Annotated in this window: 20 protein-coding genes; 11 read left to right on the forward strand and 9 right to left on the reverse strand. The window is 62.2% G+C overall.

The genetic code is table 11. The annotated features are described in order from the left end of the window. Positions 1–362: 362 nt before the first annotated feature. The 5 genes from AC1D06_RS34750 (at position 363) to AC1D06_RS34770 (ending at position 5318) form a co-directional block, all read left to right on the forward strand. On the forward strand, positions 363–653 hold the full coding sequence (locus tag AC1D06_RS34750; RefSeq protein WP_477990328.1) for a hypothetical protein: 291 nt from the start codon (positions 363–365) through the stop codon (positions 651–653). Between the two features lie 61 nt (positions 654–714). Next, the gene (locus tag AC1D06_RS34755; RefSeq protein ID WP_477884279.1) at positions 715–1362 is read left to right on the forward strand and encodes a TetR family transcriptional regulator C-terminal domain-containing protein; all 648 of its coding nucleotides are present in this window, start codon (positions 715–717) and stop codon (positions 1360–1362) included. A gap of 105 nt (positions 1363–1467) precedes the next feature. Next, positions 1468–2823, forward strand: a complete 1356-nt coding sequence (locus AC1D06_RS34760; protein ID WP_477990329.1) for an aspartate aminotransferase family protein — start codon at positions 1468–1470, stop codon at positions 2821–2823. Then, positions 2820–4412: a N,N-dimethylformamidase beta subunit family domain-containing protein gene (locus tag AC1D06_RS34765; protein ID WP_477990330.1), complete on the forward strand. Its 1593-nt coding sequence runs from the start codon at positions 2820–2822 to the stop codon at positions 4410–4412. Before AC1D06_RS34760 ends, AC1D06_RS34765 begins: the two co-directional genes overlap by 4 nt. Before the next feature lie 471 nt (positions 4413–4883). Then, positions 4884–5318 (forward strand): VOC family protein, encoded by a 435-nt coding sequence (locus AC1D06_RS34770; protein ID WP_477990331.1) that lies wholly within the window; start codon positions 4884–4886, stop codon positions 5316–5318. Between the two features lie 74 nt (positions 5319–5392). Here AC1D06_RS34770 and AC1D06_RS34775 read toward each other — a convergent pair whose 3' ends face one another. Then, a complete protein-coding gene (locus AC1D06_RS34775) occupies positions 5393–6595 on the reverse strand; it encodes a multidrug effflux MFS transporter (RefSeq protein ID WP_477990332.1) in 1203 nt (400 codons plus the stop codon). 190 nt (positions 6596–6785) lie between these two features. Between AC1D06_RS34775 and AC1D06_RS34780 the strand changes: the two genes are divergently transcribed. The 3 genes from AC1D06_RS34780 (at position 6786) to AC1D06_RS34790 (ending at position 9225) form a co-directional block, all read left to right on the forward strand. Then, on the forward strand, positions 6786–7484 hold the full coding sequence (locus tag AC1D06_RS34780; protein WP_477990333.1) for a TetR/AcrR family transcriptional regulator: 699 nt from the start codon (positions 6786–6788) through the stop codon (positions 7482–7484). Between the two features lie 305 nt (positions 7485–7789). Next, the gene (locus AC1D06_RS34785; RefSeq protein ID WP_477990334.1) at positions 7790–8566 is read left to right on the forward strand and encodes an SDR family NAD(P)-dependent oxidoreductase; all 777 of its coding nucleotides are present in this window, start codon (positions 7790–7792) and stop codon (positions 8564–8566) included. Positions 8567–8904: 338 nt separating this feature from the next. Then, positions 8905–9225, forward strand: coding sequence for a hypothetical protein (locus AC1D06_RS34790; RefSeq protein ID WP_477990335.1), 321 nt, complete (start codon positions 8905–8907; stop codon positions 9223–9225). Here the strand turns inward: AC1D06_RS34790 and AC1D06_RS34795 are convergent. Then, positions 9222–11144, reverse strand: a complete 1923-nt coding sequence (locus tag AC1D06_RS34795) for a hybrid sensor histidine kinase/response regulator (RefSeq protein WP_477990336.1) — start codon at positions 11142–11144, stop codon at positions 9222–9224. The genes AC1D06_RS34790 and AC1D06_RS34795 overlap by 4 nt on opposite strands. A 21-nt stretch (positions 11145–11165) precedes the next feature. Then, positions 11166–11921: a Crp/Fnr family transcriptional regulator gene (locus AC1D06_RS34800; RefSeq protein WP_477990337.1), complete on the reverse strand. Its 756-nt coding sequence runs from the start codon at positions 11919–11921 to the stop codon at positions 11166–11168. Positions 11922–12052: 131 nt separating this feature from the next. Here AC1D06_RS34800 and AC1D06_RS34805 point away from each other — a divergent pair, with 131 nt between their 5' ends. After that, the gene (locus AC1D06_RS34805; RefSeq protein WP_477990338.1) at positions 12053–12778 is read left to right on the forward strand and encodes a response regulator; all 726 of its coding nucleotides are present in this window, start codon (positions 12053–12055) and stop codon (positions 12776–12778) included. Between the two features lie 12 nt (positions 12779–12790). Here the strand turns inward: AC1D06_RS34805 and AC1D06_RS34810 are convergent, their stop codons facing one another. The 3 genes from AC1D06_RS34810 to AC1D06_RS34820 all read right to left on the reverse strand — a co-directional run bounded on the left by AC1D06_RS34810 (position 12791) and on the right by AC1D06_RS34820 (position 16732). Beyond that, on the reverse strand, positions 12791–13240 hold the full coding sequence (locus AC1D06_RS34810; RefSeq protein WP_477877180.1) for a hypothetical protein: 450 nt from the start codon (positions 13238–13240) through the stop codon (positions 12791–12793). Positions 13241–13511: 271 nt separating this feature from the next. After that, a complete protein-coding gene (locus AC1D06_RS34815; RefSeq protein WP_477990339.1) occupies positions 13512–15719 on the reverse strand; it encodes a sensor domain-containing phosphodiesterase in 2208 nt (735 codons plus the stop codon). A gap of 173 nt (positions 15720–15892) precedes the next feature. Then, complete coding sequence (locus AC1D06_RS34820) at positions 15893–16732, reverse strand: isocitrate lyase/PEP mutase family protein (RefSeq protein ID WP_477990340.1); 840 nt, start codon at positions 16730–16732, stop codon at positions 15893–15895. A 192-nt stretch (positions 16733–16924) separates the two neighbouring features. On the opposite strand from AC1D06_RS34820, the gene AC1D06_RS34825 reads away from it, so the two are divergent. Next, positions 16925–18310: a hypothetical protein gene (locus AC1D06_RS34825; RefSeq protein WP_477990341.1), complete on the forward strand. Its 1386-nt coding sequence runs from the start codon at positions 16925–16927 to the stop codon at positions 18308–18310. Positions 18311–18383: 73 nt separating this feature from the next. Beyond that, complete coding sequence (locus AC1D06_RS34830) at positions 18384–18629, forward strand: type II toxin-antitoxin system ParD family antitoxin (RefSeq protein ID WP_477990342.1); 246 nt, start codon at positions 18384–18386, stop codon at positions 18627–18629. 250 nt (positions 18630–18879) lie between these two features. Here the strand turns inward: AC1D06_RS34830 and AC1D06_RS34835 are convergent, their stop codons facing one another. The 3 genes from AC1D06_RS34835 to AC1D06_RS34845 all read right to left on the reverse strand — a co-directional run. Then, positions 18880–21336, reverse strand: a complete 2457-nt coding sequence (locus AC1D06_RS34835) for a GcvT family protein (protein ID WP_477990343.1) — start codon at positions 21334–21336, stop codon at positions 18880–18882. Continuing rightward, on the reverse strand, positions 21333–23783 hold the full coding sequence (locus AC1D06_RS34840; RefSeq protein ID WP_477990344.1) for a GcvT family protein: 2451 nt from the start codon (positions 23781–23783) through the stop codon (positions 21333–21335). The genes AC1D06_RS34835 and AC1D06_RS34840 overlap by 4 nt, the downstream gene beginning before the upstream one ends. Before the next feature lie 21 nt (positions 23784–23804). Continuing rightward, positions 23805–24266, reverse strand: a 462-nt coding sequence (locus tag AC1D06_RS34845; RefSeq protein WP_477990345.1) for an electron transfer flavoprotein subunit alpha/FixB family protein, incomplete at its 5' end; no start/stop codon positions are given.

The following is a 24266-nucleotide window of genomic DNA, read 5'->3' on the forward strand; positions in this document are numbered from 1 at the left end:
GGATGGTGGAATGCGCCGTAAAATCGGAAATCTTGCGAAAATCTGGGGTTACGCGACCTGCTGCGGACGAGCCTTGCGGATGGTCAGGAGGTTGCACGTGCCGGTGAGACGCCAGAACGTGCCCAGAAGACGCCTTCGGGGACAGCACCCCCCACGCGCCAGTCTTCGTCACCCGCGCCCGACCCAAAAAGCAACACCCGGCAAACCGAAACAACACACCATGGACCGGATACATTGCGAGCCCCTGCCGCCTTCCACTTCCCCGCGCAAGCCTTAACAAACCCTTAACTTCCTGCCCAAGTGCAAACACACCTTTTGCCGCCTGCCGCGTTTGTGCCGATATCCGGATATCGGATGAGGGGATGGATATGGGTCACGACCGCAACGAATGGCTTCGCGTGGCAGCTGGTGTCAGCAGCTATCGCGCCATGTACGATTTTGCCGGACATGTCATTCAGAGCACCGTCGCCACGCGGCGCGACAGGCGCGCGGCGCAACGCGTCCACCGTATGCTCGGCGAGGTCATCCATCTGCCCATTGCCGATGCGGCGCATCTGATGCAGTCGCGCCATTGCTTTGCCAAACTGGTCGCCTCGCTCAGCATCGGCATCGACGAAGCCACGCTGAAGGCGGTTGGCTGCAGCTGCGATTAAACCTGTCGACGTGATCAACCCACAGGTATAGGAAGGCGAAAATGACAGGATCAAGCTTTCCATGGGCGAACTTGGAAAATTCACACGCAAGCTTCCCGACGATCGCCGCAAGACTCTGATCGACGCCACGCTCGCCTGCCTGGCGCGTGAAGGCACTGCCGGCCTGTCGATCCGCAAGATCAGCGCCGAAGCCGGCATTTCCATCGGCCTGATCAATCACCACTATGACGGCAAGGATCAGCTGGTCGGCGCCGCTTACGAGGCCTTTTCGCTCGGCCTGCTCGATGCGACGCGCGAACGGATTGCCGCCGCCGACCCGACCGCACGGGCGCAGCTCAGCGCCTATGTCGAAGGCCTGCTGTCGCCGCCCATGCTCAAGCGCGACACGTTGCGCGTCTGGGTGGCTTTCTGGAGCATCATCGAAAATTCCATCCCGATGATGGACGTGCATGACCGCACCTATGCCGAATATAGGCAGTTGCTGGCCGACCTGCTGACCGAGGCCGGCGGCGCCGCCAGGGCGCCCGAGATCGACGGCCGGCTCTCGGCCATCGCGCTCACCGCGCTGCTCGACGGGCTCTGGCTGGAATGGTGCCTCAACCCCAACACCTTCTCGCCGGAAGAGGCGATCGCCACCTGCGAGAACTGGATCGACGCGCTGTTCGCCGGCCTGATGCCGCGCCTTCTGGCACAGGCCAAACAAAACTGAACACTCGTTAAATTTCGATTGTCAGCGGCGGCGGAAGATGTATTGTCGGTGACGGCAGCTCAGCCCGGCCGGGCTGCCACATCTCTTCCTTTCGCAGGCGTGATCATGACACAATCCCCGCTCGCCCTCGCCGCCACCAATCCGGTCACTGACGGCCTGCCCCGCGTCGCCACTGCGCGCGGTAGCTATCTCTTCGATGTCGACGGCAAACGCTATCTCGACGGTTCGGGCGGCCCGGCCGTCTATTGCCTCGGCCATGCCCATCCCGAGGTCAACGAGGCGATCCGCATCCAGAACGAAAAGGTGGCGCATGCCTATCGCTACCATTTCACCAGCGATGCCAGCGATGAATTGCAGGGCATCATTGCCGAACGCACCGGCTTCCGCCACATGGTCTTCGTCTGTTCGGGCTCCGAGGCGGTGGAAAGCTGCCTGAAGATCGCCCTGCAATATCATGCCGCCAAAGGTCAGGTGAGCCGCCGCCGCTTCATCTCGCGCCGCCGCTCCTGGCATGGCAATACGCTCGGTGCTTTGTCGGTCTCGGATTTCAAGAGCCGCCGCGACGCCTATGAAGGCAGCCTGCTCGACGTTTCCTTCGTCTCCGCCGCCAATGCCTACCGGCCACCGGCCGGCGTGTCGGAGGAACAATTGGTGCCCTATCTGGCCAAGGAACTGGAGGATGAAATCCTGCGTGTCGGCCCGGAAAACATCGCCGCCCTCATCTTCGAACCGCTCGTCGGTGCGGCCGGCGGTGTCGTGCCGGCGCCGGAGGGTTACGCCAAGGCGGTCCAGGCCGTCTGCAAGAAATATGGCGTGCTGGTGATTGCCGATGAAGTGATGTGCGGTTCCGGCCGCACCGGCACATGGCGAGCACTGGAACAGGATGGCATCACGCCGGATATCATGAGCGTGGCCAAGGGCCTGGCCGGCGGCTATGTGCCGCTCGGCGCGGCCCTCTATTCCGACGAGATCGATGCGGCCATGGTCGCCGCCCATGGCGGCGTGCAGACCGGCCATACCTTTACCGGCCATACCACGGCCTGCGCCGCCGGCGTCGCGGTGCAGAAGGTCATCGCCCGCGATAACCTGCTCGATCATGTGCTGGCGCGGGGCGCGGAGTTCCGCCGGCAGCTGACGTCTGCGCTGGCCGATATGCCCGAGGTCGGCGACATCCGCGGCCGCGGCTATTTCATCGGCCTGGAAATCGTCGCCGATCCCGCCACGAAAGCCCCCTTCGATCCCGACCTGATGGTGCATGCCGATATCGGCCGCCGGGCGCTGGAGCACGGCCTGATCTGCTATCCCTGCACCGGCAATGTCGGCGGCACCGCCGGCGACACGATCATCCTCGCCCCGCCCTATAATGCGACCGAGGAGACGATGGGCGAAATCCTGACGACCATCACCAGGTCGATCAAGGACGCCGTCGTCCAGGCAAGACGGCTGGCGGCGGCGGCATGAGTTCCACCAACGTCCATTACCAGGCGGTGTTCGGCCGCTATTTCGAAAGCCCGGCCAATCTCGCGCCCGGCGCGCCCTTCCTCTGGGCCTATGTCGACAGTCACACCTATGCACCGGGTGACACGGTCTCGGTGCGTCTGAGCACCTCCGCCAGGCGGCTGCATGCCACTGTCGTCCGCGGCGGCGCCGTCCCGACACCCGTCCTGACGCTGGCCAATATCGTCGGCGCGGCGCACGACACGCCGGATCAGGTTTCCGTCCTCGGCTGCGCCTGGCCCGTCGCCTTCTCCTTCCGTATAGACCCCGGCTGGATCTCGGGCGGCTACAAGCTCACGCTCTGGTCGGAAGAGAATTCACGGCTGACCACCGAGACGATTTTCATCGTCCGCCCGCAACCAGGCCGTGGCCAAGGCCGCATCCTCTTCGTGCCGCCGACCGCCACATGGTCAGCCTATAACGACTGGGGCGGTTCGAACCATTATGAAGGCATAACCGGCCCGAACCGCGACCAATATTCTCCTGTTGTCTCCGCCAACCGGCCCTTCGCCAAGGGCTTTGTCAGCCTGCCGCCGGATGCGCCGCGCGTGGCGCTCGACTACGTTCCGGACCTGATGGCGCCACCACGCTACCCGCATATGGAATGGGCTTGGCGCACCGGCCACAGCAAGAAATACGCCTCGTCCGGCTGGGCGAGCTATGACCGTCCCGTCTTCCACTGGCTGGAGCGGCAAGGCTACGCCGTCGACCTGATCACCCAGACCGACCTGCACTACCGCCCGAACCTCATCGATTCCTACCCGCTCGTCGTCTTTGCCGGCCACGACGAATATTGGACATGGGAGATGCGCGATGCCGTCGACGCCTATGTCGAAGCTGGCGGCCATGTCGCCCGCTTTGCCGGCAATTTCATGTGGCAGATCCGGCTGGAGGACGAAGGCCGCCGCCAGGTCTGCTACAAATACCGCGCCGCGAGCGAAGATCCGATCGCCGCCACCGACCAGGCCCATCTGCTGACCACCAGCTGGGAGCACAGAACCGTCGGCCGCCCCGGCGCGCTCACCTTCGGCCTCAACGCCACCCGCGGTGTCTATACCGGCTGGGGCGGCTGCGTCGCGCGCGGCGCCCGCGGCTTCCCGATCTACCGTCCGGACCATTGGTGCTTTGCCGGCACCGGGTTCGGCTACGGCGATGTCCTGGGGGCGCAGGCGCATGTCTTCGGCTACGAGGTCGACGGGCTCGATTACATCATCAAGGGCGGCCTGCCCTATCCCGGCGGCGAGGACCAGGTGCCGGATGGCCTGACCATCCTGGCGCTCGGCATGGCCAGCAATGTCGAAGAAGGTGATGCCTATTGCGCCGGCGACGGTTTTCTGGCCGAAGACGATGCCCGCTTCGCCGCCGAAATCCTCTATGGCAGTGCCGACGAAGTCGAGAAGACCCGGCGCGGCAGTGGCATGATGGTCAATTTTCCCAGGGGTAAGGGCGAAGTGTTTCACGCCGGCAGCGCCGAATGGGTGGCGGGTCTGATCCGCCGCGATGCCGGGGTCGAGGCGGTGACGCATAATGTGCTGCGGCGGTATTTGGGGTGAACCGCTCCGTTCCCCAGCCGGCATGTGGAAAGACCCCGCCCCAACCCCTCCCCACAAGGGGGAGGGGCTTAACCTGCGGCTCCGTAGTGCCTCATCGAGGCAAGGAGCGTGCCGCGAGTCTTCTCCCCCCTTGTGGGGGAGATGGCCGGCAGGCCAGAGAGGGTCTTCGCGCCGGCCTCGACAATCGATATCCCCATTTGCTTCATCGCCCTTCGCATCTATGACATCTGTTTGAAACACATTAGGCCGACATTCCAATCCGCGGACCGCTTTCACCCGAAACCCCACGGTCATCCCCGCGCCAGCTGCCCTGCCTCGGTGCGAATGAAAAAGCGGTCCGCCCCCTTCCCTGCCGCAGATGGGCTGCCGAAAAAACCAGAAAATATTTTCAGCCTCCTGTCGGCTGATGCGCCAATCCCGCGTCCTTGGATCAGCCCGACCGACAGGGCCTATGAAAGTGAGGAGATTTCGATGAACGACCAAACGATGCAGACCGAAATGCCGCCGATGCCGAAGGTCCTGGGCGGGCTCGTTGCCTATCTCTCCCTCGACGGCGCCTTCAAGGCGGCCGAATTCTACAAATCTGCCTTCGGTGCCGAACAGGTCTTCGCCTATCCGCCGGACGAACAGGGCCGGACCATGCATATCCATCTCTATGTCAACGGCAGCTCGATGATGCTGGGCGACGGCTATCCCGAACATGGCCACCCGGCTCTGCCGGCGCAGGGCTATACGATGCAGCTGATCTATGAGGATGGCATCGATGCCGCCTGGGAGCGGGCGGTGAATGCCGGCTGCGAAGTCGTGGTGCCGCTGCAGGTGATGTTCTGGGGCGACCGCTGGGGCCAGCTCAAGGACCCGTTCGGGGTCGCCTGGGCGATGAATTCGCCGGTGAAGAAGGGCTGAGAGCCGATAGATTTTGGACAGCAAAAGGCCGCCCAGAGCAATCGCTATGGGCGGCCTTTTCTATGCTTGGGAGATTACTCCGCGGCAGCGGTCACGGTGCGGCGGCGACCGACGGTCAGTTGCGTCAGGATGAAGGTCAGCGCCGCCACCAGTCCGATGCCGGCCGTCATCGGCAGCGCGGTGCCGTCGGCAAACACGCTGGCAATGGCGATGATGATCGCCGCGGCGACGAATTGCAGCGTCCCCAGCAGCGCCGAGGCGCTGCCGGCGATCGGGCCGTGTTCCTCCATGGCCAGCACGCCACTGGTCGGAATGACCAGGCCGAGGAAGCCATAGCCGACGAACAGGAAGGCCGCCAGCACCGGGAATTGGGTGACGCCGGCCTGCGTCAGCACGGCGAGCGCTACCAGCGTGAAGGCGAAGCCCGCCACCGCCGCCCGCATCACCCGCACCAGGCCGAAGCGGCTGCCGAGAGTGCCTGTCAATTGCGACACGCCGAAGAAGGACACGGCATTGATGGAGAAGGCCAGGCTGAATTCGGTCGGGCTGAGGCCATATTGGCGGGTCAGCACGAAGGGCGAATTGGCGAGGTAGATCAGGAAGCTGGAGATCGCCAGCCCGCCGATGAAGGTCATGGTCAGAAAATGCTTGTCGCCGAGCAGTGTTGCATAGGCCTTGACCGCCGAGCCGACGCTGCTTTCCGCCCTATGTTCCCTGCCCCGCGTTTCGCGCAGCTGGGTGAACAACAGCACGAGACCGATGGCCGCGGCAATGGTCACCGCCCAGAACACGCCGCGCCAGCCGAAGACGCTGATCACGCCGCTGCCGGTGAGCGGCGCCAGAATCGGCGAGATCGAGAACACCAGCATCAAGAGCGACATCAGCCGTGCGGCTTCGACGCCGGTATGCATGTCGCGCACCACGGCGCGCGGAATGACCATGCCGGCCGCGCCGCCAATACCCTGCAGGAAGCGGAAGGCGATCAGCGTATGGATATCGGTCGACAGCGCGCAGCCGACCGAGGCCACGGCAAAGATGGCAATGCCGATATAGAGCGGCAGCTTGCGCCCGAACATGTCGGACAGCGGCCCATAGAAGAGCTGCGACAGCGAAAACGAGATGAAGAAGGCAAGCAGCGTGAACTGCGTCACGGCCGTGTCGGCGTGGAGGTCCGCGCCGATCGAGGGCAGTGCAGGAAGATACATGTCGATCGCGAAAGGCCCGATGGCGGAGAGCAGGCCCAGAACGACCGCAATTCGATAAAAGGGAGCCGTCATTGTCGTAAACTTTCAAGACGCGGCAAAGCGCCGGATTGCGCGGCCGCTGGATTGATCGGGTTCGGGTGGACGGTGGCGAGGCGGCGTCGGGAACACGCTGTCTCGGCAAGATGCAATGTCCATTAATTTGGACACGAGTGTAAAATTAGACACTATTGTCTAATTCGTCAAGGCGCATTATCTTACCCGCATGAAGAAAAATATTGCGATTGCGAAGAAGCCGGCCGCGGCAGTGATGAAGGGTCAATGCGCCAAGCGCATGTCGATCCTGGAGGCAGCAGCCGACGTGTTTTGCAGGGAAGGTTTTGGTGGGGCAAGCATTGACGAGATCGCGGCTGAAGCCTGCGTCTCACGCCAGACCATATACAATCATTACCGGGAAAAGGAAACGCTTTTCATGGCGGTGGTCGAGGATGTGATGACCCGCACCAACGGCATGCTGTTCTCGATCCTCTCGACCTTCCCCGACAAGGCCGACAATCTCGAAGCCGATCTGACCGCCTTCCTGGTCAGGATCAATCGCAACTGCGTCTGCAACCATGACGGCCGCTTCCTGCGCAAACTGGTGCAGAGCGAGGGCGAACGGCATCCGCACCTGTTCAAATCCTGGCGCCAGCAGGGACCGCTGAAGATCACCACCGCACTCGCCGCCCTGCTCGCCCGTCTCAGCCTCGCCGGCGCGCTGGATATCGACGATTTCGATGTCGCCGCACGGCAATTCATGGCGCTCGGCAATGCCGACCTGCACATGCAGATGCTGCTCGGCGAAACACCCACCGATGTTGAGATCGAAAGTGCGGCGCGTAATGCGGTGCGGACGTTCCTGAAGGCCTATGGGAAGCAGCCGGCGCGGGAGCCGGCGAAGGTGATTGCGATGGCTTCGGCTTGATAGCCGCAAGGTCATCGCGTGCGGCACCCCCCTCTGTCCTGCCGGACATCTCCCCCTCAAGGGGGGAGATTGACCTGCGGCGCCACCGCTGCCCGACCTCAACATCACTGAGGATGTCACGGTAGAGGAGGCCGAGGCAGCGCCCCATCCAATCTCCCCCCTTTGAGGGGGAGATGCCCGGCAGGGCAGAGGGGGGTGCGCCACACCCAAGAAGCACAAATGGCCGCCCCGCTCCATCCTCCCACCTTGCCGACCCCACCCAGCCCAGCGTAGACATACCCCAAAACATATCGGGAGACTGCACCATGGATCTGGGAATCAAGGACCGCTGGGCCATCGTCTGCGCATCGAGCCGCGGCCTCGGCCGAGGCTGCGCCATGGCGCTCGCGCGTGAAGGCGTCAACATCGTCGTCAACGGCGTCAACGAGGAACGGCTGACGAAGACAGCCGAAGAAATCCGTGCCGCGGCAAGCGTCGAGGTCATCGCGGTGGCCGCCGACGTGGCGACCGTAGAGGGCCGCACAAAGCTGCTCGCCGCCTGCCCCAACCCCGACATCCTGATCAACAATGCCGGCGGGCCGCCGGCCGGCAATTTCCGCGATTTCACCCATGAGCAATGGCTCGCAGCACTCGAAGCCAACATGCTGGCACCGATCGAGCTGATCAAGGCGACGATCGACGGCATGATCACCCGCCGCTTCGGCCGCATCGTCAACATCACCTCCGGCTCGGTGAAGGCGCCGATCGCCTCGCTCGGCATGTCGAACGGCGCCCGTAGCGGGCTGACCGGCTACTGCGCCGGCGTGGCACGCGAGGTTTCGCGCTACAATGTCACGATCAACAACATCCTGCCCGGCTCGTTCGACACCGACCGGCTGCGTGGCGGCGCCAGCCGCCACCTGCCGGCAGGCAAGACGGTCGACGACATCATGAACGAACGCCGCGTCGAGGAAGCCTCCGGCCGCTTCGGCAATCCCGAAGAATTCGGCATGACCTGCGCCTTCCTCTGTGGCGCCAATGCCGGCTACATCACCCGCCAGAACATCCTGCTCGACGGCGGCACTTATCCGGGGACGTTCTAGCGCCAAACAACAGAGCTCGAGTGCTGCACTAAGTTCAAACTGGAGCGAGGCCAGCCCAACAGTCGCGGCATCCCTTCTTTGGCCCGATCGCGGCATCGGCGCCGCGCGCGGCAATTCAGCTAAAACGCAATTGTAGACATGCAGTGATGATTCGATCTCTCCAAACCTATAACCCACACGACACCAGCTATCGGTTGCGAATTGACAGCTATATCCCGATTAGCTTCTCGCTCCTGAGCAGAGGCGAACCCGTAATCTTTCTGTATATAGGAGACGGAAACAGAAATCTTATCGAGATACAGCTGATCCAAGAACTTACTTACTTAAGAAAGTTCGTTTTGATCGACTACGAATTTCACAGTCACAAGAAGCTTAGCTTGAACAAAGAGCCTGTCATGGGGCTTCCTGTCCTCGACATAGATATTACGTCCTGCACCAAATCAAGCTGGTACATTCCGGCTATGGATATCCACGCGCCGTTCAGCGTCTATGTCGATGAAACGACCGTCGAAATTCAGTTCAACAACGCGCAAAAGCACGATGAAATCCTGGAATTCGGCGCAGCGTTATTTTTTCTCCAGGAAACAGAACTTGTTGGCGTCAGCTTTGACAGAAGTCTCGCGACCGACTTTCTTGTCGACCGGATACTCAAGGCTTAATCCAAAAGCTCCCTGAGCCGCCCCGCCAGCTCGGCGGCCGTATACGGCTTCTTCAGCCAGTTGCCGGAACCCGCGACTTCCTTGCCGGCGACGCTCGGTTCGGCATAGCCCGAGGTGAACAGCACCTTGATCTCCGGCTTGATCGTGCGGGCCAGATCGGCAAGCTCGTTGCCATGCATGCCGCCAGGCATGACGATGTCGGTGAACAGCAGCCGGATCTCGGCGTGTTGCTGGAGCAATTCCAGCGCGTCAGGCCCATTCTCCGCCTCGATGACGTCATAGCCGATGTCGTTGAGCCGCGCGACGGTGACGCGGCGCACCCGGGGATCGTCCTCGACGACGAGGATCCTCTCATAGCCGCGCCGCATCTCATTTTCCGCCGCCGACGCACCGGCATGCGCATGGACAGTTTCATGCTCGATCTGGATGACCGGCAGGAAGATGCGGATGCTGGTGCCATGTCCCGGCTCGCTATAGATCTGCACATGGCCGCCCGATTGCTTGACGAAGCCATAGACCATGCTCAAGCCCAGCCCGGAACCGGCCCCTACTTCCTTGGTGGTGAAGAACGGCTCGAAAGCCCTGAGCTTGACCTCGTCGGTCATGCCGATGCCGGTATCGGTGACGGCGATGACGATATAATCGCCGACGCGGACCTCGCTATACATCTGCGCATAATCGGAATCGAGGTGAACGCGGGAAATCTCGATCGTCAGCATGCCGCCGCGCGGCATCGCATCGCGGGCGTTGAGCGCCAGATTGAGCACCGCATTCTGCAATTGTGAAGCATCGACCAGCGCCATGTTGCGGCCGGACGCCACCAATGTCTTGAGCTCGATGGCTTCACCGATCGAGCGGCGCAGCAGATCGGAGAAGCCCTCCATCAACTGCCCGACATCGATCGGCTTCGGCGCCAGTGGCTGGCGCCGGCCGAAGGCAAGCAACTGGCCGGTCAGCTTGGCGCCGTCATCGGTGGCGTCGCGCGCTTCCTTGAGCAGGATCGCCTGCTTCGGATCGGTGATCCGCGCCTCCAGCATTTCGAGATTGCCGCTGATCACGGTGAGCAGATTGTTGAAATCGTGCGCCACGCCGCCGGTGAGCTGGCCCACCGCTTCCATCTTCTGCGCCTGGCGCAGCTCCTCCTCGATCCGGTGGCGGCTGGTCAGGTCGCGGATGAAGCCGGTGAAAATGCGCCGGCCCTCGGCGATCGCCTCGCCGATCGCCAGCTCCATCGGAAAGGTCGTGCCGTCTTTCCTCAGGCCCGTGACGACGCGCCCGTAACCGATGATCCGCCGCTCGCCGGTCTGCAGATAATGATTGATATAGCCGTCATGCGCCTCGCGGTTGGGCGAGGGCATCAGCATACGGACATTGCGGCCGCGAACCTCGTCGGCGGAATAGCCGAACAGCGTTTCGGAGGCGGTGCTGAAGGAGGTGATCAAGCCGGCTTCGTCGATGACGATCATCGATTCCGGCAGGGTTTCGAGAATCGAGCGAAGATGCGCCTCGCGGGAGGCGAGATCGATCTGCGCGTCCTTGAGCTCGGAAATATCGCTGTTGAGCTGGATGATCACCAGGTTTTCCGGCCGGCCGAGCGACAGGCACGACATCTGGCTGGAAACGGGAACGGCATGTCCCCTCTTGTGGTGATGAATGAGTTCGCCGCGCCAGCGGCCGGTGGTCTTCAAGGCATGACGGATCGAATCGGCATGTTCGGGGTATTCGGTTTCCAGGAGCTCGCTGACGATCTTGCCCGTGGCCTCCTCGCGGCTCCAGCCGTAGGTCAGCTCGGCTCCACTGGACCATCGGGTGATGGGGGCGTCAAAACCGTGAACGATGATCGTTGCCTGGTCGAGCACGCGGACGATTTCGTCAAGGCCTGCTTCAGTCGTCAGCGCCGGCGTCCAGCCGAGAGTCATTCTCGCCTTTCCGTCACCTCCTCAGGTCGGCCATACGGCTGGGCGCGTATGCTTCCGGGGCGATGACTCCACTTCGTCAGCGTCGGCATCCCCTGCGAGACGCAGCAGCGTGTCGACCTTCTTGATGGTCATGTCATGACGGCCCGACTGTCCGATGATTCCCCGGCCGATCAGGCTCGTAACCGTCCTCGATACAGTCTCGATGGTTAGACCAAGATAGTCCGCCATATCAAGACGCGACATCGGAATTTCGATATTCATCGACAGGTTATTGTCGTTTGACATGCGCCTGGACAGCATGACCAGGAAGCTGCAGATGCGCTCCTCGGCATTCTTGCGCGACAGCAGAACCATCTGGTCCTGGGCGCTGGCCATCTCGTCACAGAGCTTGGCGAACAGCTGCGGCCGCAGTTCCGGCGACTGGTTGATCGCTTCCTGGAACGCCTGGCTGGAGAAGCGGCGCACCTTGACGGCGGTCACCGCCTCGGCATTGTAGAGATAGACGTCGCGCATCGAAACGCCGACCAGATCGCCGGGATAGAGGAAGCCGGTAATGGCGCGGCGGCCGTCGCCGAGGATCTTGAAGATCCTCAGCACACCTTCGACCACTTCGAAAACGTGCTTGGCCTTGTCGCCTTCCCAGAACAGCGGATTGCCTGCCGCGAAGGATTCCACCGGCCTGTCGCTGAACACGGAGGCGAGGGAGACCTTTCCATCGCCTGCAGCGACGTTGGACGTGACAACCGATTGGCGGGACAGGTTAGCAGCGGAAAGCATCGTATTCGCTCCAGTTTTGATACTGGTAGTTCACCTCATCGTCGTAACGGTGAAATGATAGCTATGTAATCAAGCGTGGAATCATGTAACAGTTTGTAACAGCGCCGCGGGTGGTTCGCGGGAGGAATGGAATGGCTGTCACGGACGACATCGAACACATTCTGGTTGTCGACGACGATGCACGCATAAGGCAGATGCTCGCCCGCTATTTCGAGGACGAGGGTTATCGCGTCACCACGGTCGGCGACGGCGCCGCGATGCGGGCACAGATTGCCGCCACTACATTCGACATCGTCCTGCTCGACCTGGTGCTGCCGCGCGAAAGCGGCCTCGAACTCGCCCGCGAGATTCGCGCCAAATCGGACATGCCGATCATGATGCTCACCGGCAAGGACGACGTGTTCGACCGCATTGTCGGCCTCGAACTCGGCGCCGATGACTATATGGCAAAGCCCTTCCACCTGCGCGAAGTGCTTGCCCGCGTCCGGACGATCCTGCGCCGCCGTACCGTAGCCGCCGCGACCGCCAACCAAAATGCCGGCGAAAGGTTCTCCTTCGAAGGCTGGACACTCGATCTCGGGCGGCGCGAGCTCACCGCGCCGGACCATTCCGTCACCGATCTGACGACCGGCGAATTCGACATGCTCGCCACCCTGCTCAGGCATGCAGGGCGGGTGCTCAGCCGCGACATGCTGATGGATCTCACCCGCGGCCGCAATCTCGAGGCTTTCGACCGCACGATCGACGCCCAGATCGCCCGTCTGCGGAAGAAGATCGAGGCCGATGCCGCCAACCCGCAATTTATCAAATCGGTGCGCGGTGTCGGCTATGTCTTCACCGGCCGGCTCGACCGTTAGGACCCATCCTGATCAGGCAAGGCTGATCTGCACCCCGGAATAGCGCATCGACGATGACCAGCGCTCGGCAATCCGCGACCAGCTTTGACCGCCCGGCGTCCAGATGCGGATGTCGCCGCAGCCGGCAGCCTCGGCCTTGGCGGTCGCGGCCTCCAGCAGATCCTCGATAATGCCGTCTTCGTCGCCGGCGCTCGCCGTCACGAACAGCGGTATTTCGAGCACGCGCCCGAAGAGCAGGCTCTGCACCACTTCGGTGACGAACAGCCCCCTGATGTGGCCCTGCCTGTCGGTGGAAACGAAAACGTCGTCGTGCAGGCCGGTGGCACCGCGCCATTTGACGATGCGATGGCAGTAGGCGCGCCAATCGTCTCTTTTGACATCGCCGCGCGACGCCTCGATCAGGACATAGGCGAGGTCGATCTGTTCCTCGCCGATGGGGTGCGTCGCATAGGCGCTGGACATCCAGAACTCCGGCTTCTTCGACGGCATCCGAAAACGCATTGGTGCTGGCTGAACTGTCATTTTAAGTGCCGCAGTCGTTTCAGTTGCCCTGGACATTATCCATTCCGATCGCCRAATACATTGATTGGAATCAAGAAATCGGTTTCAGGCTGAAATAGTTAGCACAGGGTTACCGAAAGCGGTCGCCGGTTTCGCAATGAAAACGTGCGCAAACAATGCGCTAAGGCGCGGGACGCGAATCCTGCAGTCGTAAAGCGATCTAGGAATTCCTTCAGGACAGGGAACGTCTTGCCGGAATTTCACGCCTTTCCGATGGCCTGCGCTCGTTGGCGAGCAGTGTCGCTATTTCGCCTGACGCCACCGGCTTGCTGTAGAGGTAGCCCTGGCCGAGGCGGCAGCCGAGCATCCTCAACAGCGCCTCCTGCTCGCGGGTCTCGATGCCCTCGGCGATCGCCGTCAGGCCGAGATCGTTGGCGAGCGTCAGCATCGTGCGGGTAATGACGGCATCGCCCGGAACCGTGGTGATGTTGCTGACGAAGCCGCGATCGAGCTTCAGCGTGGTCAGCGGAAACTGCTGCAGCGAGCTCAGCGACGCATAGCCGGTGCCGAAATCGTCGAATGCGATCCTGACGCCCATCTCCCGCAATTGCCGGAACGACTGCAGCCCGACCTCGTCGTTGAGCATCGCGATCGTCTCGGTCACTTCCAGCTCCAGTTGGCCCGGCTCGATGCCATAGGTCTCGATCAGGTCCGTGACGATCTTGACCAGCTTTTCGGAACGGAACTGCGAGGCGAAGAGATTGACGCCCATGCTGATCGGCGGCAGGCCTTCGGCCTGCCAGGCAGCGAGCTGCGCACAGGCGGCTTCGAGCGTCCACCAGCCGACCGGCAACGACATGCCGCCGTCTTCGACATCGAGCAGGAAGTCGCCCGGCTGCAACAGGCCGCGGGTCGGATGTTGCCAGCGCAGCAGCGCCTCTACCCCGTGGATGCACCCATCCGCCAGGCCGACCTGCGGCTGGTAGAACAGGCGGAATTCATCATTCTTCAGCGCCTGCAGCAATTCGCGGCGCACCTGGTCGCGCTCGCTGGAACGGATCCTGAAATGCTCGTCATAGACCCTTACCCTGCCGCCCTGGGCATGACGGGCCTCGTTGAGGGCCAAAGTCGCATTGGCCGACAATTCTGCCGCCGTCGCGCCATGCCGGGGCGCCAGCGCAAAGCCGACGCTCGCCACGGCCTCGATGATTCCGCCGCCAAGGTCGAAACCGCCCTCGAAGCTCTGGAGCAGGGCCTCACCGACCTGCCTGCCGTCCTTTTCATTGTCCACGCCGGTGACGACCACGGCGAAATGCCCTGCCCTGGCGCGGGCGATGACCGCCGCATTGGGAAAGCGGCGCCGCAGCCTGAGCGAGACGGATTGCAGCAGCGCATGCCCGATAGGTCGGCCAAGCGTCTCGCTCAGAGAATCGAAATCGTCGATCGAAAGCACGAACAGCGCCGGGCGCTCGCCACTCTCCAGCATGCCGCCAACCAGCCGGCCAAGGGCGATGTCGCTGCCGTCGATAGCTTCGCTGCGCTTGACGCCGAGCTGGCCAAGCGCCGCCGCCGCCTTCTCCGCCAGATCGCGCAGGACGATCGCAATGCCCGCGCCATTGGCGCTCTCCCAACGCGACACGGAAATCTCTACCGGCACGACGGAGCCATCGCTCTTCTTCGCGTCGCGCCTGAGCGGCCGGCTGACCAGCCCCTCCTTCGCGCCTTCGAAGACCGAGATCAGGGCCGTGGCGTTCATGCCAAGGCGCCCGTCCGAAACCAGATCGTCCATCCGAAGGCCCCTGATTTCCTCGAGACTCCAGCCGAAGAAATCGACCGCCGGCCGGTTGGCGAATTCGATCGCGCCGGATGGGCCGACCGCGATCAATGTCTGGCCCAGCGCCTGGGCAAGCCCAGCCAGCGCAATCGAGGATGTTTCGCTGCGGCGGAGCGCGATCTGGTTTATGGCAAGCGCCGCCAGATCCTTCAACGCCGCCTGCTGCTCTTCGCCGAACTGCCGCGGCACGGTGTCGACGACGCACAGCGCGCCGATCCGTGCACCTTGCTCCGTGACCAGCGGCGCACCGGCATAGAAGCGGATACGCGGCTCACCCGTGACCAGGGGATTTTCGGCAAAGCGAAGATCGAGCCAGGAATCCGGCACGACCATGACCTCGTCGCTCATGATCGTATGGGTGCAGAAGGAGACCGAGCGCGGCGTCTCCGTGATATCGAGCCCGACCGTGCTCTTGAACCATTGCCGGTCTTCCTCGATCAAAGTGAGAAAGGCCATGGGCGTTTTGAACAGCCCGCGCGCCGCCCGGGTGATCGCATCGAAGCGCGGCTCGGGCGCCGTTCCGGCAATGCCAAGATCCTTCAATTCCGCCAGGCGGTCCTGCTCGGCGTCTTCCTGCAAATGTTCACGTCCTGAAATATCCAGCATTGCGGCCCACCCGGAAAGCATCGACGGCCATATGTTAGCCGATGCTCAACTTATGGTTCGAAATGGGTAAGCCGTCTTTGCGCTACATCAATTATGGCCGACTTGACAAAAGAAAATTTCGCTTTCCGCGATAATTCTCCAGTCGAAGAATTTCAGGCGATCGAGCGTGTGCGTCAGCCTTCGCGATCAGCACCGGCGGCCAGCATGGCATTGATTTTGCTACCCGAAGCTGCAACGGAAAGCTTTTTGAAGTTGCCGTCATCGATGATCGCGGCCATCTGCTCGGCAATCGTCGCGTGGGTAACACGGGCGATCATCGAGCCGAGCGAGATGCGACGGGCGCCGATGGCCGCAAACTCCGGCACCGACAGTTGAATCAGCGGCCCCGCAGCCAGTGCGTTGACGGGCTTGCCGACCGACGCGACGACCCGCTTCAATTCCTCCACCCCCGGCGGCACCGGAATATAGAGCAGGTCGGCGCCGGCCTTTTCGAACGCCTGGATGCGGCGAATGCCTTCATCGAGATCATAGACCCCGTTCATCACGCCGTCGGCGCGGGCGCAGAGAATGAAAGGCCTGCCGAGGGATCGGGCAGCGTCCACTGCCGCCCTGATCCGCTCGACGGCCAGATCGAAGGCATAGGCGGGATTACCTTCGATCATCTGGGTATCTTCGATAGAGCAACCGGAAAGCCCGGCCTCCGCCGCCAGCCGGATGGTTTCTGCCACATCATCCGGCGCATCGGCAAAACCATTCTCGAAATCGCCGGACACCGGCAGCGGCGTGGCGCGCACGATATCCTCGGCATGTTTCAGCGCTTCCTCGCGGCTGACCCGGCCCATATCCGGGCGGCCGAGCGTGAAGGCGAAGGCCGCCGAACTGGTCGCCAGCGCCACAGCACCAGTGGCAGCCATCATCCGCGCCGAGCCCATGTCCCACGGATTGGGGATGACGAAACAGCCCTTCTGGTGCAGGTCGTAGAATGTCTGGTGGCGTTCGGCGAGACTGGTCACGGCAAATCCTCCCATTGTGTTGCACGCATGCTTAACATGGATGCCGCCACTTTCTGTCAGCATGGCGGTGGTTGTTGGCGGGATGCATCTATAAAACTTTTAAGCGATGGGTGCGCCCCACCATTGCCAAGCTTGTGCCGGCATCAGCGACAAGCTAGATCGCTCTGCGGGCGCCTGCCATGGAAAATGCTCATGAAATCGAAGAATTTTGAACTATTCAATTGGAATGAGATCGGCCGTTCGATTTCCAATCGCAATTCGCAGCAGATCGGCGATTACCATGAGGGCCGTGTCGACGAACCGTCGCTGGTCGAGGACCCGCGCACTCCCGAAATGGCTGAAGCCGTCCTTGCCGAGGTGGTCCGGTTGAATGCCGAGGGCAGAGCTGCGGAAGCTCGCAGCCTGTTCGATCCTGCGCACGCGCCATTCGTTCCCGCACTGGAAAAAGGCGGGCGAGGACTTGGATTTTGTGCGATCCTCGGGCCAGACGAGTTCATCGTCAATCAGGGAACYCTCTATTCGAACAGGACCACCTGGCACATCAAGGGCGACCGGATCGCCCAAGCCGAGACCCTCGCCGCCTTTGCCTGGTCGCGCACCCGCAAGCACTTTGTCACGGTCCGGCCGGATGGCGTGATCTCGACGCATGACTCCTATGGCGCGAAACCCAATGACGTGATTCCGGCGCTCCCCGGATCAGCCTTCTTGCCGGCCGATCTGCCCCGCGAGCTCGACAACAAGATGGACACGCCCGGAGACGATGCCGAATATACACATCTGGCTATCTCCGACGACGGACGAAAAATCCTGCTCTKCGATTGCAAGCGCGGCATAGCACTCCTGCGGAAAACTTCGACCGGTTGGATGGTACAACTGCTCTATCCTTCGACCGCGCTCGGACTGAAAGAGCGGCTGCTGAGCCATGGCGACGATGACGGAGACTTCTGGATAGATTTGGACATGCTGCACGGAGCGATGTCACCCGACGGGTGCTATGCTGCTCTCGGCACTCAGGATGACGGGCATTTCCTTGTCGATCTCGATGCGCCGGGCGCTCCCTCGCTTCATGCGAAACTCGGATATCTCAGCGAATATCCGCACGATGCCTGCTTCAGCAGCGACAGTCGTTTCGCGGCATTCAACTCCTGCCACTTCTACAATGGCATAACCTTCGTATCGGACATCGCCGCCGTTCAGGGTCTGAGCACGGAGCCCTACGACAGGCATCCGGAGCAGCATGTCGTGAATTCCTATCTCCGGGTTTACGCTTCAGGCTATCTGCCGGCATCCATGGCAAACGATAACAATGGCGCGTTTCTCCTGGCCGGCTCGAGCTTCGCCACATGCGTCACACCAAGCGGCAAAGTGCTCTGGGAACTGGGCTTCGGATCATCAGCGGCCGGGGTCGATGTTTGCCCTGAAACTGGCCGGGTCTTGATTGCAAGCTATTCGGGGATCCTGCATCTTCTCGATCCCAGCCGGGTGCAGGACCCGCCGATCTTCCCAGGCTACCGCGCGCCGCAGGAACTACGGCGCTGGCTTTTCTGGGATCGGTTGGAACAGCCGCTCATCTGGTAGCGGGCGCACTGAGTTTCCAGCTCGGTTATTTGGGTTGGAGCAGTTCATATGACAATATCTGAAGGGGCAGCGCATGGCCAAGGCAATCTCAGTGTCGCTCGGCGATCACTTCGAGACCTTCATCACGTCACAGGTTGAGAGCGGACGCTATGGATCGGCATCTGATGTCATTCGAGCAAGTCTCAAGATGCTCGAGGAGCATGAAGTCCGCGTGGAAGCGTTGCAATATGCGTTGATGGCCGGCGAGAACTCCGGYGAGCCCAAACCCTTCGACAATGCCGCTTTCCTCAAGCGGATGCATGAAATCCATGGCGGCTGACGCGATCTGAAGAGCACGACAAAATTTTTGTCTTCGCCCAGGTTACCCCCCTCTGCCCTGCCGGGCATCTCCYCCACAAGAGGGGAGAGTGGATGGGGCACTCCTTTGCCTCAATCCCCGGCCGTTTTCCCAGACCCCGACGCCAAATGTGGTGCAGTGGGCGCGCCTCTAGCCATTCTCCCTTCTTGTGGAGGAGATGCCCGGCAGGGCAGAGGGGGGGTAACCCCAGACTCTGCACCCACGGAAGAACTTACGCCCTCACCCGCTCCGCCCTCGGATCATACATCGGCGCCAGCGAGGCCTTGGCCGGCACCCGCTGCCCGGCAATCTCGATCTCATATGTCGAGCCCAGCACATCCGCCTCACTCTCCCCTTCGCAAGGCACATAGCCCAACCCGACGGCACCGCCGAGATGGTGGCCGTAATTGCCGGAGGTGATGATCGAGACGATCTTGCCGTCGCGGACGATGGCTTCGTTGTGGAACAGCAGCGGCTCCTTGTCGTCGAGCAGGAACTGCACCATGCGGCGCTTCAGCCCGGCCTCCTGCTTGCGCAGCACCGCCTCGCGGCCGATGAAATCGGGCTTGTTGAGCCGTACGGCGAAGCCGAGACCGGCTTCGAGCACATGATCCTCGTCGGTGATGTCATGGCCGAAATGCCGGAACGCCTTTTCGATACGGCAGCTATCGAGCGTATGCAGGCCGCAGAGTTTCAGCCCGACATCCTGCCCCGCCTCTTCCAGCGCCTCGAACACGTGGCACGTCTGGTCGGATGACACATAAAGCTCCCAGCCGAGTTCGCCGACATAGGTGACGCGGTGGGCGCGGGCGAGGCCCATGCCGACCTCGATTTCGCGCGCCGTGCCGAACGGATGATGGGCATTGGAGAAGTGGTTGGGGCTGACCTTCTGCATCAGGTCGCGCGCCTTCGGCCCCATGATGCAGAGCACGGATTCGCCTGATGTGACGTCGGTGATGACGACGAATTCGTCGGAGCTGAGGTTTTTCCGCAGCCAGGCGAGGTCGCGCGTCAGCGTTGCCCCCRGCACGACCAGGAAGAAGGCCGTCTCCGAAAGCCGTGTTACCGTCAGATCGCTCTCGATGCCGCCATGCCGGTTGAGCATCTGGGTGTAGACGATCTTGCCTGGCGCGACATCCATGTTGTTGGCGCAGAGCCGCTGCAGGAAGGCCAGTGCATCGCGACCCTCGACGCGGATCTTGCCGAAACTCGACATATCGAAGAAGCCGACGCCATTGCGCACGGCCAGATGCTCGTCCCTCTGGTTGTCGAACCAGTTCTGCCGCTTCCAGCTATATCTGTATTCGCGCTCCTGCCCTTCCTGGGCGAACCAGTTGGCGCGCTCGTTGCCGGCGACTTCGCCGAACACCGCGCCGCGGGCTTTCAGATGTTCATGCAGCGGCGAGCGCCGCACGCCACGCGCCGTCGCCATCTGCCGATAGGGGAAGTGGTCGGCATAGAGCAGGCCGAGCGTTTCGGTAACGCGGTTCTTGAGATAGGTGCGGTTCTTCTGGAACGGTTGGGCGCGGCGGATATCGACTTCCCAGAGGTCGAACGGCGCCTCGCCATCGTTCATCCATTGCGCCAGCGCCATGCCGGCGCCGCCGGAGGAGACGATGCCGATGGAATTGTAACCGGCGGCGACCCAATATCCCCTGAGTTCAGGCGTTTCGCCGAGGTAGTAGCGATCGTCGGGGGTAAAGCTTTCCGGGCCGCAGAAGAAAGTGTGGATACCGGCCGTTTCCAGCATCGGCATGCGGTTCACGGCCATTTCGAGAATGTGCTGGAAATGGTCGAAATCATCCGGCAGCTGGTCGAAGCAGAAATCCTCGCGGATGGCCTCGCCGGCTGGCGGCCAGGGCTTTGCCTTGAGCTCGAAGGCGCCGACCAGCATCTTGCCGGCATCTTCCTTGTAGTATGTGTGCTCGTCGGGCACGCGCAGCACCGGCAATTGCTTCAAGCCGGCAATCGGTTCGGTGACGATGTAGAAATGTTCGCAGGCATGCAGCGGCACGGTGACGCCGGACATGTCGGCGAGATTGCGGCCCCACATGCCGGCGGCGTTGACGACATTCTCCGTCTCGATGGTGAAGGTCTCGCCATTCTGCTCGCAGGTGACGCCGGTCACCCGGCCGTTCTTCTGCAGCACCGCCGTGACCTTGACGCCTTCGATGATGGTGGCGCCATTCTGCCGCGCCCCCTTGGCGAGCGCCATGGCGATATTGGCCGGGTCACACTGGCCATCGAGCGGCAGATGCACCGCCGCCTTGATGTCGTCGATATGGAGATGCGGATACATCTCCTTGACTTCCCGGGGCGAAATCTCGCGGACATCGACATTGAAGGCGCGCGCGAGCGAAGCCTGGCGATAGATCTCTTCCTTCCGCTCGTCGGTCAGCGCCACGGTCATCGAGCCGTTCTGCTTCATCCCGGTGCCGATGCCGGTCTCGGCCTCGAGCTTGACATAGAGGTCGGCGGAATATTTCGCCAGCCGCGTCATGTTCTGGCTGGCGCGCAACTGGCCGATCAGGCCGGCCGCGTGCCAGGTCGTGCCCGACGTCAGCTGCTTGCGTTCGAGCAGCACGACATCGGTCCAGCCGAGTTTCGCCAAATGATAGGCGACCGAACAGCCCGACACGCCGCCGCCGATGATGACGGCGCGCGCCTTGGAGGGAATGGTTTTTGTCACGCGCGCAACCTTTCATTTTCCGGATCGAACAAGGGCTTGTCCTCCTGGACAACCGCCCGATGCTTGTCGCCGAAGATTTCGACTTCGACTTCCGTACCCGGCACGGCGAGATCGGCGCGCAGCATGCCGAGCGCCACCGACTTGCCGATGCGATAGCCCCAATTGCCCGAGGTCGTCTCGCCGACCACCTTGCCACCATGCCAGAGCGTCGACATGTATGGCGCATCGCAATCGCCGGCATCGACCACCAGGGTGACGAAGCGCTTGGTGGCGCCCTGCTGCTTCTCCCGCTCCAGCGCCGGCTTGCCCTTGAAGCTGGCCTTGGACCAGTCGACGAAACGCTCCAGTCCGCCCTGCAGGATGGTGTAATCGGTCGAAAGATCGCCCTTCCAGGCGCGATAGCCCTTCTCGATGCGAAGCGAATCCAGCGCCTCCATGCCGAAGGGTTTGAGGCCATGCTTCTGCCCCGCCGCCCAGACGGCATCGAAGACGACGCCCGTGTCCTCGGTCTTGGTGTGCAGTTCCCAGCCGAGATCACCGGCAAAGGAAACGCGCACGAGCTGCAGCCAGCGGCCAGCGATCTGGCAGGACTGATGCGTCAGCCAGGGTTTTGTCAGATCGGCTTCGGTGACTTCGGCCAGGATGGCGCGCGACTTCGGCCCGGAGAGAATCTGGCAGGAGAAATTCTCCGTGACGTCATCGATGGTGAAGCCGGCATCCTTGGGCATGTGCTTCTTCAGCCATTCGAAGTCGTGCCACTGCGCCGTCGCCGCCGTGATCAGGAAGAAGAAATCCTCGTCCAGCATCATGATCGACATTTCGGTGACGATCCGGCCCTTGTCGTCGGAGAAATAGGCAAGACCGATGCGGCCCGGCTTGGGCACGCGGCCGGTGATCAGGCCTTTCAGCCATTCCGTAGCGCCCGCTCCCTTGACACGGAAGCGCGAAAAGCCCGGCAGGTCGAGAATGCCGGCGGCATCGCGGACGGCCAGGCACTCTTCCTCGATGCGCGGCGACCAGGGGCCATTGCGGTTCCAGGTCTGCGTCGCCTCTTCAGATGTGTCGTCGCCCGGCTTGGCATACCACATGGCGCGTTCCCAGCCATTATAGGGCCTGAACTGCGCGCCGAGTGCCGCGATCCGGTCGTGGATGGCCGAATGTTTCTGGTCGCGGCCAGCCGGCCAATAGTGCTTGGGGAAAGACATGCCATATTCATGGCCGTAGATTTCCACGCCCTTGGCAATCGCATAGTCCGGCTTCGAAGCGAAGCTGGTATAGCGGCGCGGATCGCAGGACCACATGTCCCATTCGGTCTCGCCCTGGGTGACCCATTCCGCCAGAACCTTGCCGGCGCCGCCGGCCTGGCAGATGCCGAAGGTGAAGACGCAGGCTTCGAACGCGTTCGGCACGCCCGGCATCGGCCCGATCAGCGGATTGCCATCCGGCGCATAGGGGATCGGTCCGTTGATCATCTTCGACAGGCCAGCCGTGCCGAGGATCGGCACGCGGGCAATGGCATCGTTGAGATACCATTCCAGCCGTTCGAGATCGTCGGGGAACAGCTGGAAGGAGAAATCCTCCGGCATCGGGTCGTCCTTGGTCACCCAATGCGCCCGACAATTCTTCTCATACGGCCCGAGATTCATGCCGTATTTCTCCTGACGGAGATAATAAGAGCTGTCGACGTCGCGCAGCAGCGGCAGCTTGTGSCCKGCTTCCTTCGACCAGGCTTCCAGTTCSGGAATCGTGTCGAACAGCATATATTGATGGCTCATCACCATCATCGGCACATCGCGGCCGAACAGTTTTCCCACTTCGCGGGCATAATAACCGGCGGCGTTGACGACATATTCGCAGCGCACCTCGCCCTTCGGCGTGGTCAGCACCCATTCGTCATTTTCGCGCCGCGCGGCGGAGACCGGGCAGAAACGGACGATCTTGGCGCCCATGTCGCGCGCGCCCTTGGCCAGCGCCTGCGTCAGTTGCGCCGGGTCGATATCGCCGTCATAGGGGTCATGGAGCGCGCCGGCCAGTTCATGCGTCTCGGCGAAGGGATATTTCGAGCGGATTTCCTCGGGGGAAAGGATGTTGAGATCCATGCCCTGGTAGCGGCCCATGCCGACGACGCGCTTGAACTCCTGCAGCCGCTCCTTGGAATGGCCCAGCCGCACCGAGCCGGTGACGTGATAGTTCATCGGATAATCGACTGCTGCACCCAGGCCGCGATAAAGCTCGGCCGAATAGCGCTGCATGTTCATGATCGACCAGGACGACGAGAAGGTCGGCACATTGCCGGCGGCGTGCCAGGTCGAGCCGGCGGTCAATTCGTTCTTTTCCAGAAGCAGGCAATCGGTCCAGCCGGCCTTGGCCAGATGGTAGAGGCTAGACGCGCCGACCGCGCCGCCGCCGATGATCACCACGCGGGCATGTGACGGAAGTTCAGACATGTTCTCTCCTCCCAATCCGCCTCAAAGGGCCTTTTCGAGTTCCGGCAGTGCCTCGAACAGGTCGGCCACGAGGCCAAAGTCGGCCACCTGGAAGATCGGCGCTTCCTCGTCCTTGTTGATCGCAACGATGACCTTACTGTCCTTCATGCCCGCCAGATGCTGGATGGCACCGGATATGCCGACCGCGACATAGAGATCGGGTGCGACCACCTTGCCGGTCTGCCCGACCTGCCAATCGTTCGGCGCATAGCCGGCATCGACAGCAGCGCGGCTGGCACCCACAGCAGCACCGAGCTTGTCGGCCACTGGCAGGATGACCTCGCGGAACTTTTCCGACGACCCCAGCGCCCGGCCACCCGAGACGATGATCTTGGCCGAGGTCAGTTCCGGACGATCCGACGACGACAAGGCATCGCCGACATGGCTGGAAAGACCGGGATTGGCTGCAGAGGCGATTGCTTCCACGGCTGCACTGCCGCCTTC

The sequence above is a fragment of the Rhizobium sp. P2_G2 genome, from assembly GCF_056403555.1.

Excerpts from the sequence above, each read along its gene's own strand:
- AC1D06_RS34750 (WP_477990328.1), top strand. The coding sequence starts at position 363 with ATGGATATGGGTCACGACCGCAACGAATGGCTTCGCGTGGCAGCTGGT.
- AC1D06_RS34755 (WP_477884279.1), top strand. The coding sequence starts at position 715 with ATGGGCGAACTTGGAAAATTCACACGCAAGCTTCCCGACGATCGCCGC.
- AC1D06_RS34760 (WP_477990329.1), top strand. The coding sequence starts at position 1,468 with ATGACACAATCCCCGCTCGCCCTCGCCGCCACCAATCCGGTCACTGAC.
- AC1D06_RS34765 (WP_477990330.1), top strand. The coding sequence starts at position 2,820 with ATGAGTTCCACCAACGTCCATTACCAGGCGGTGTTCGGCCGCTATTTC.
- AC1D06_RS34770 (WP_477990331.1), top strand. The coding sequence starts at position 4,884 with ATGAACGACCAAACGATGCAGACCGAAATGCCGCCGATGCCGAAGGTC.
- AC1D06_RS34775 (WP_477990332.1), bottom strand. The coding sequence starts at position 6,595 with ATGACGGCTCCCTTTTATCGAATTGCGGTCGTTCTGGGCCTGCTCTCC.
- AC1D06_RS34780 (WP_477990333.1), top strand. The coding sequence starts at position 6,786 with ATGAAGAAAAATATTGCGATTGCGAAGAAGCCGGCCGCGGCAGTGATG.
- AC1D06_RS34785 (WP_477990334.1), top strand. The coding sequence starts at position 7,790 with ATGGATCTGGGAATCAAGGACCGCTGGGCCATCGTCTGCGCATCGAGC.
- AC1D06_RS34795 (WP_477990336.1), bottom strand. The coding sequence starts at position 11,144 with ATGACTCTCGGCTGGACGCCGGCGCTGACGACTGAAGCAGGCCTTGAC.
- AC1D06_RS34800 (WP_477990337.1), bottom strand. The coding sequence starts at position 11,921 with ATGCTTTCCGCTGCTAACCTGTCCCGCCAATCGGTTGTCACGTCCAAC.
- AC1D06_RS34805 (WP_477990338.1), top strand. The coding sequence starts at position 12,053 with ATGGCTGTCACGGACGACATCGAACACATTCTGGTTGTCGACGACGAT.
- AC1D06_RS34810 (WP_477877180.1), bottom strand. The coding sequence starts at position 13,240 with ATGTCCAGCGCCTATGCGACGCACCCCATCGGCGAGGAACAGATCGAC.
- AC1D06_RS34815 (WP_477990339.1), bottom strand. The coding sequence starts at position 15,719 with ATGCTGGATATTTCAGGACGTGAACATTTGCAGGAAGACGCCGAGCAG.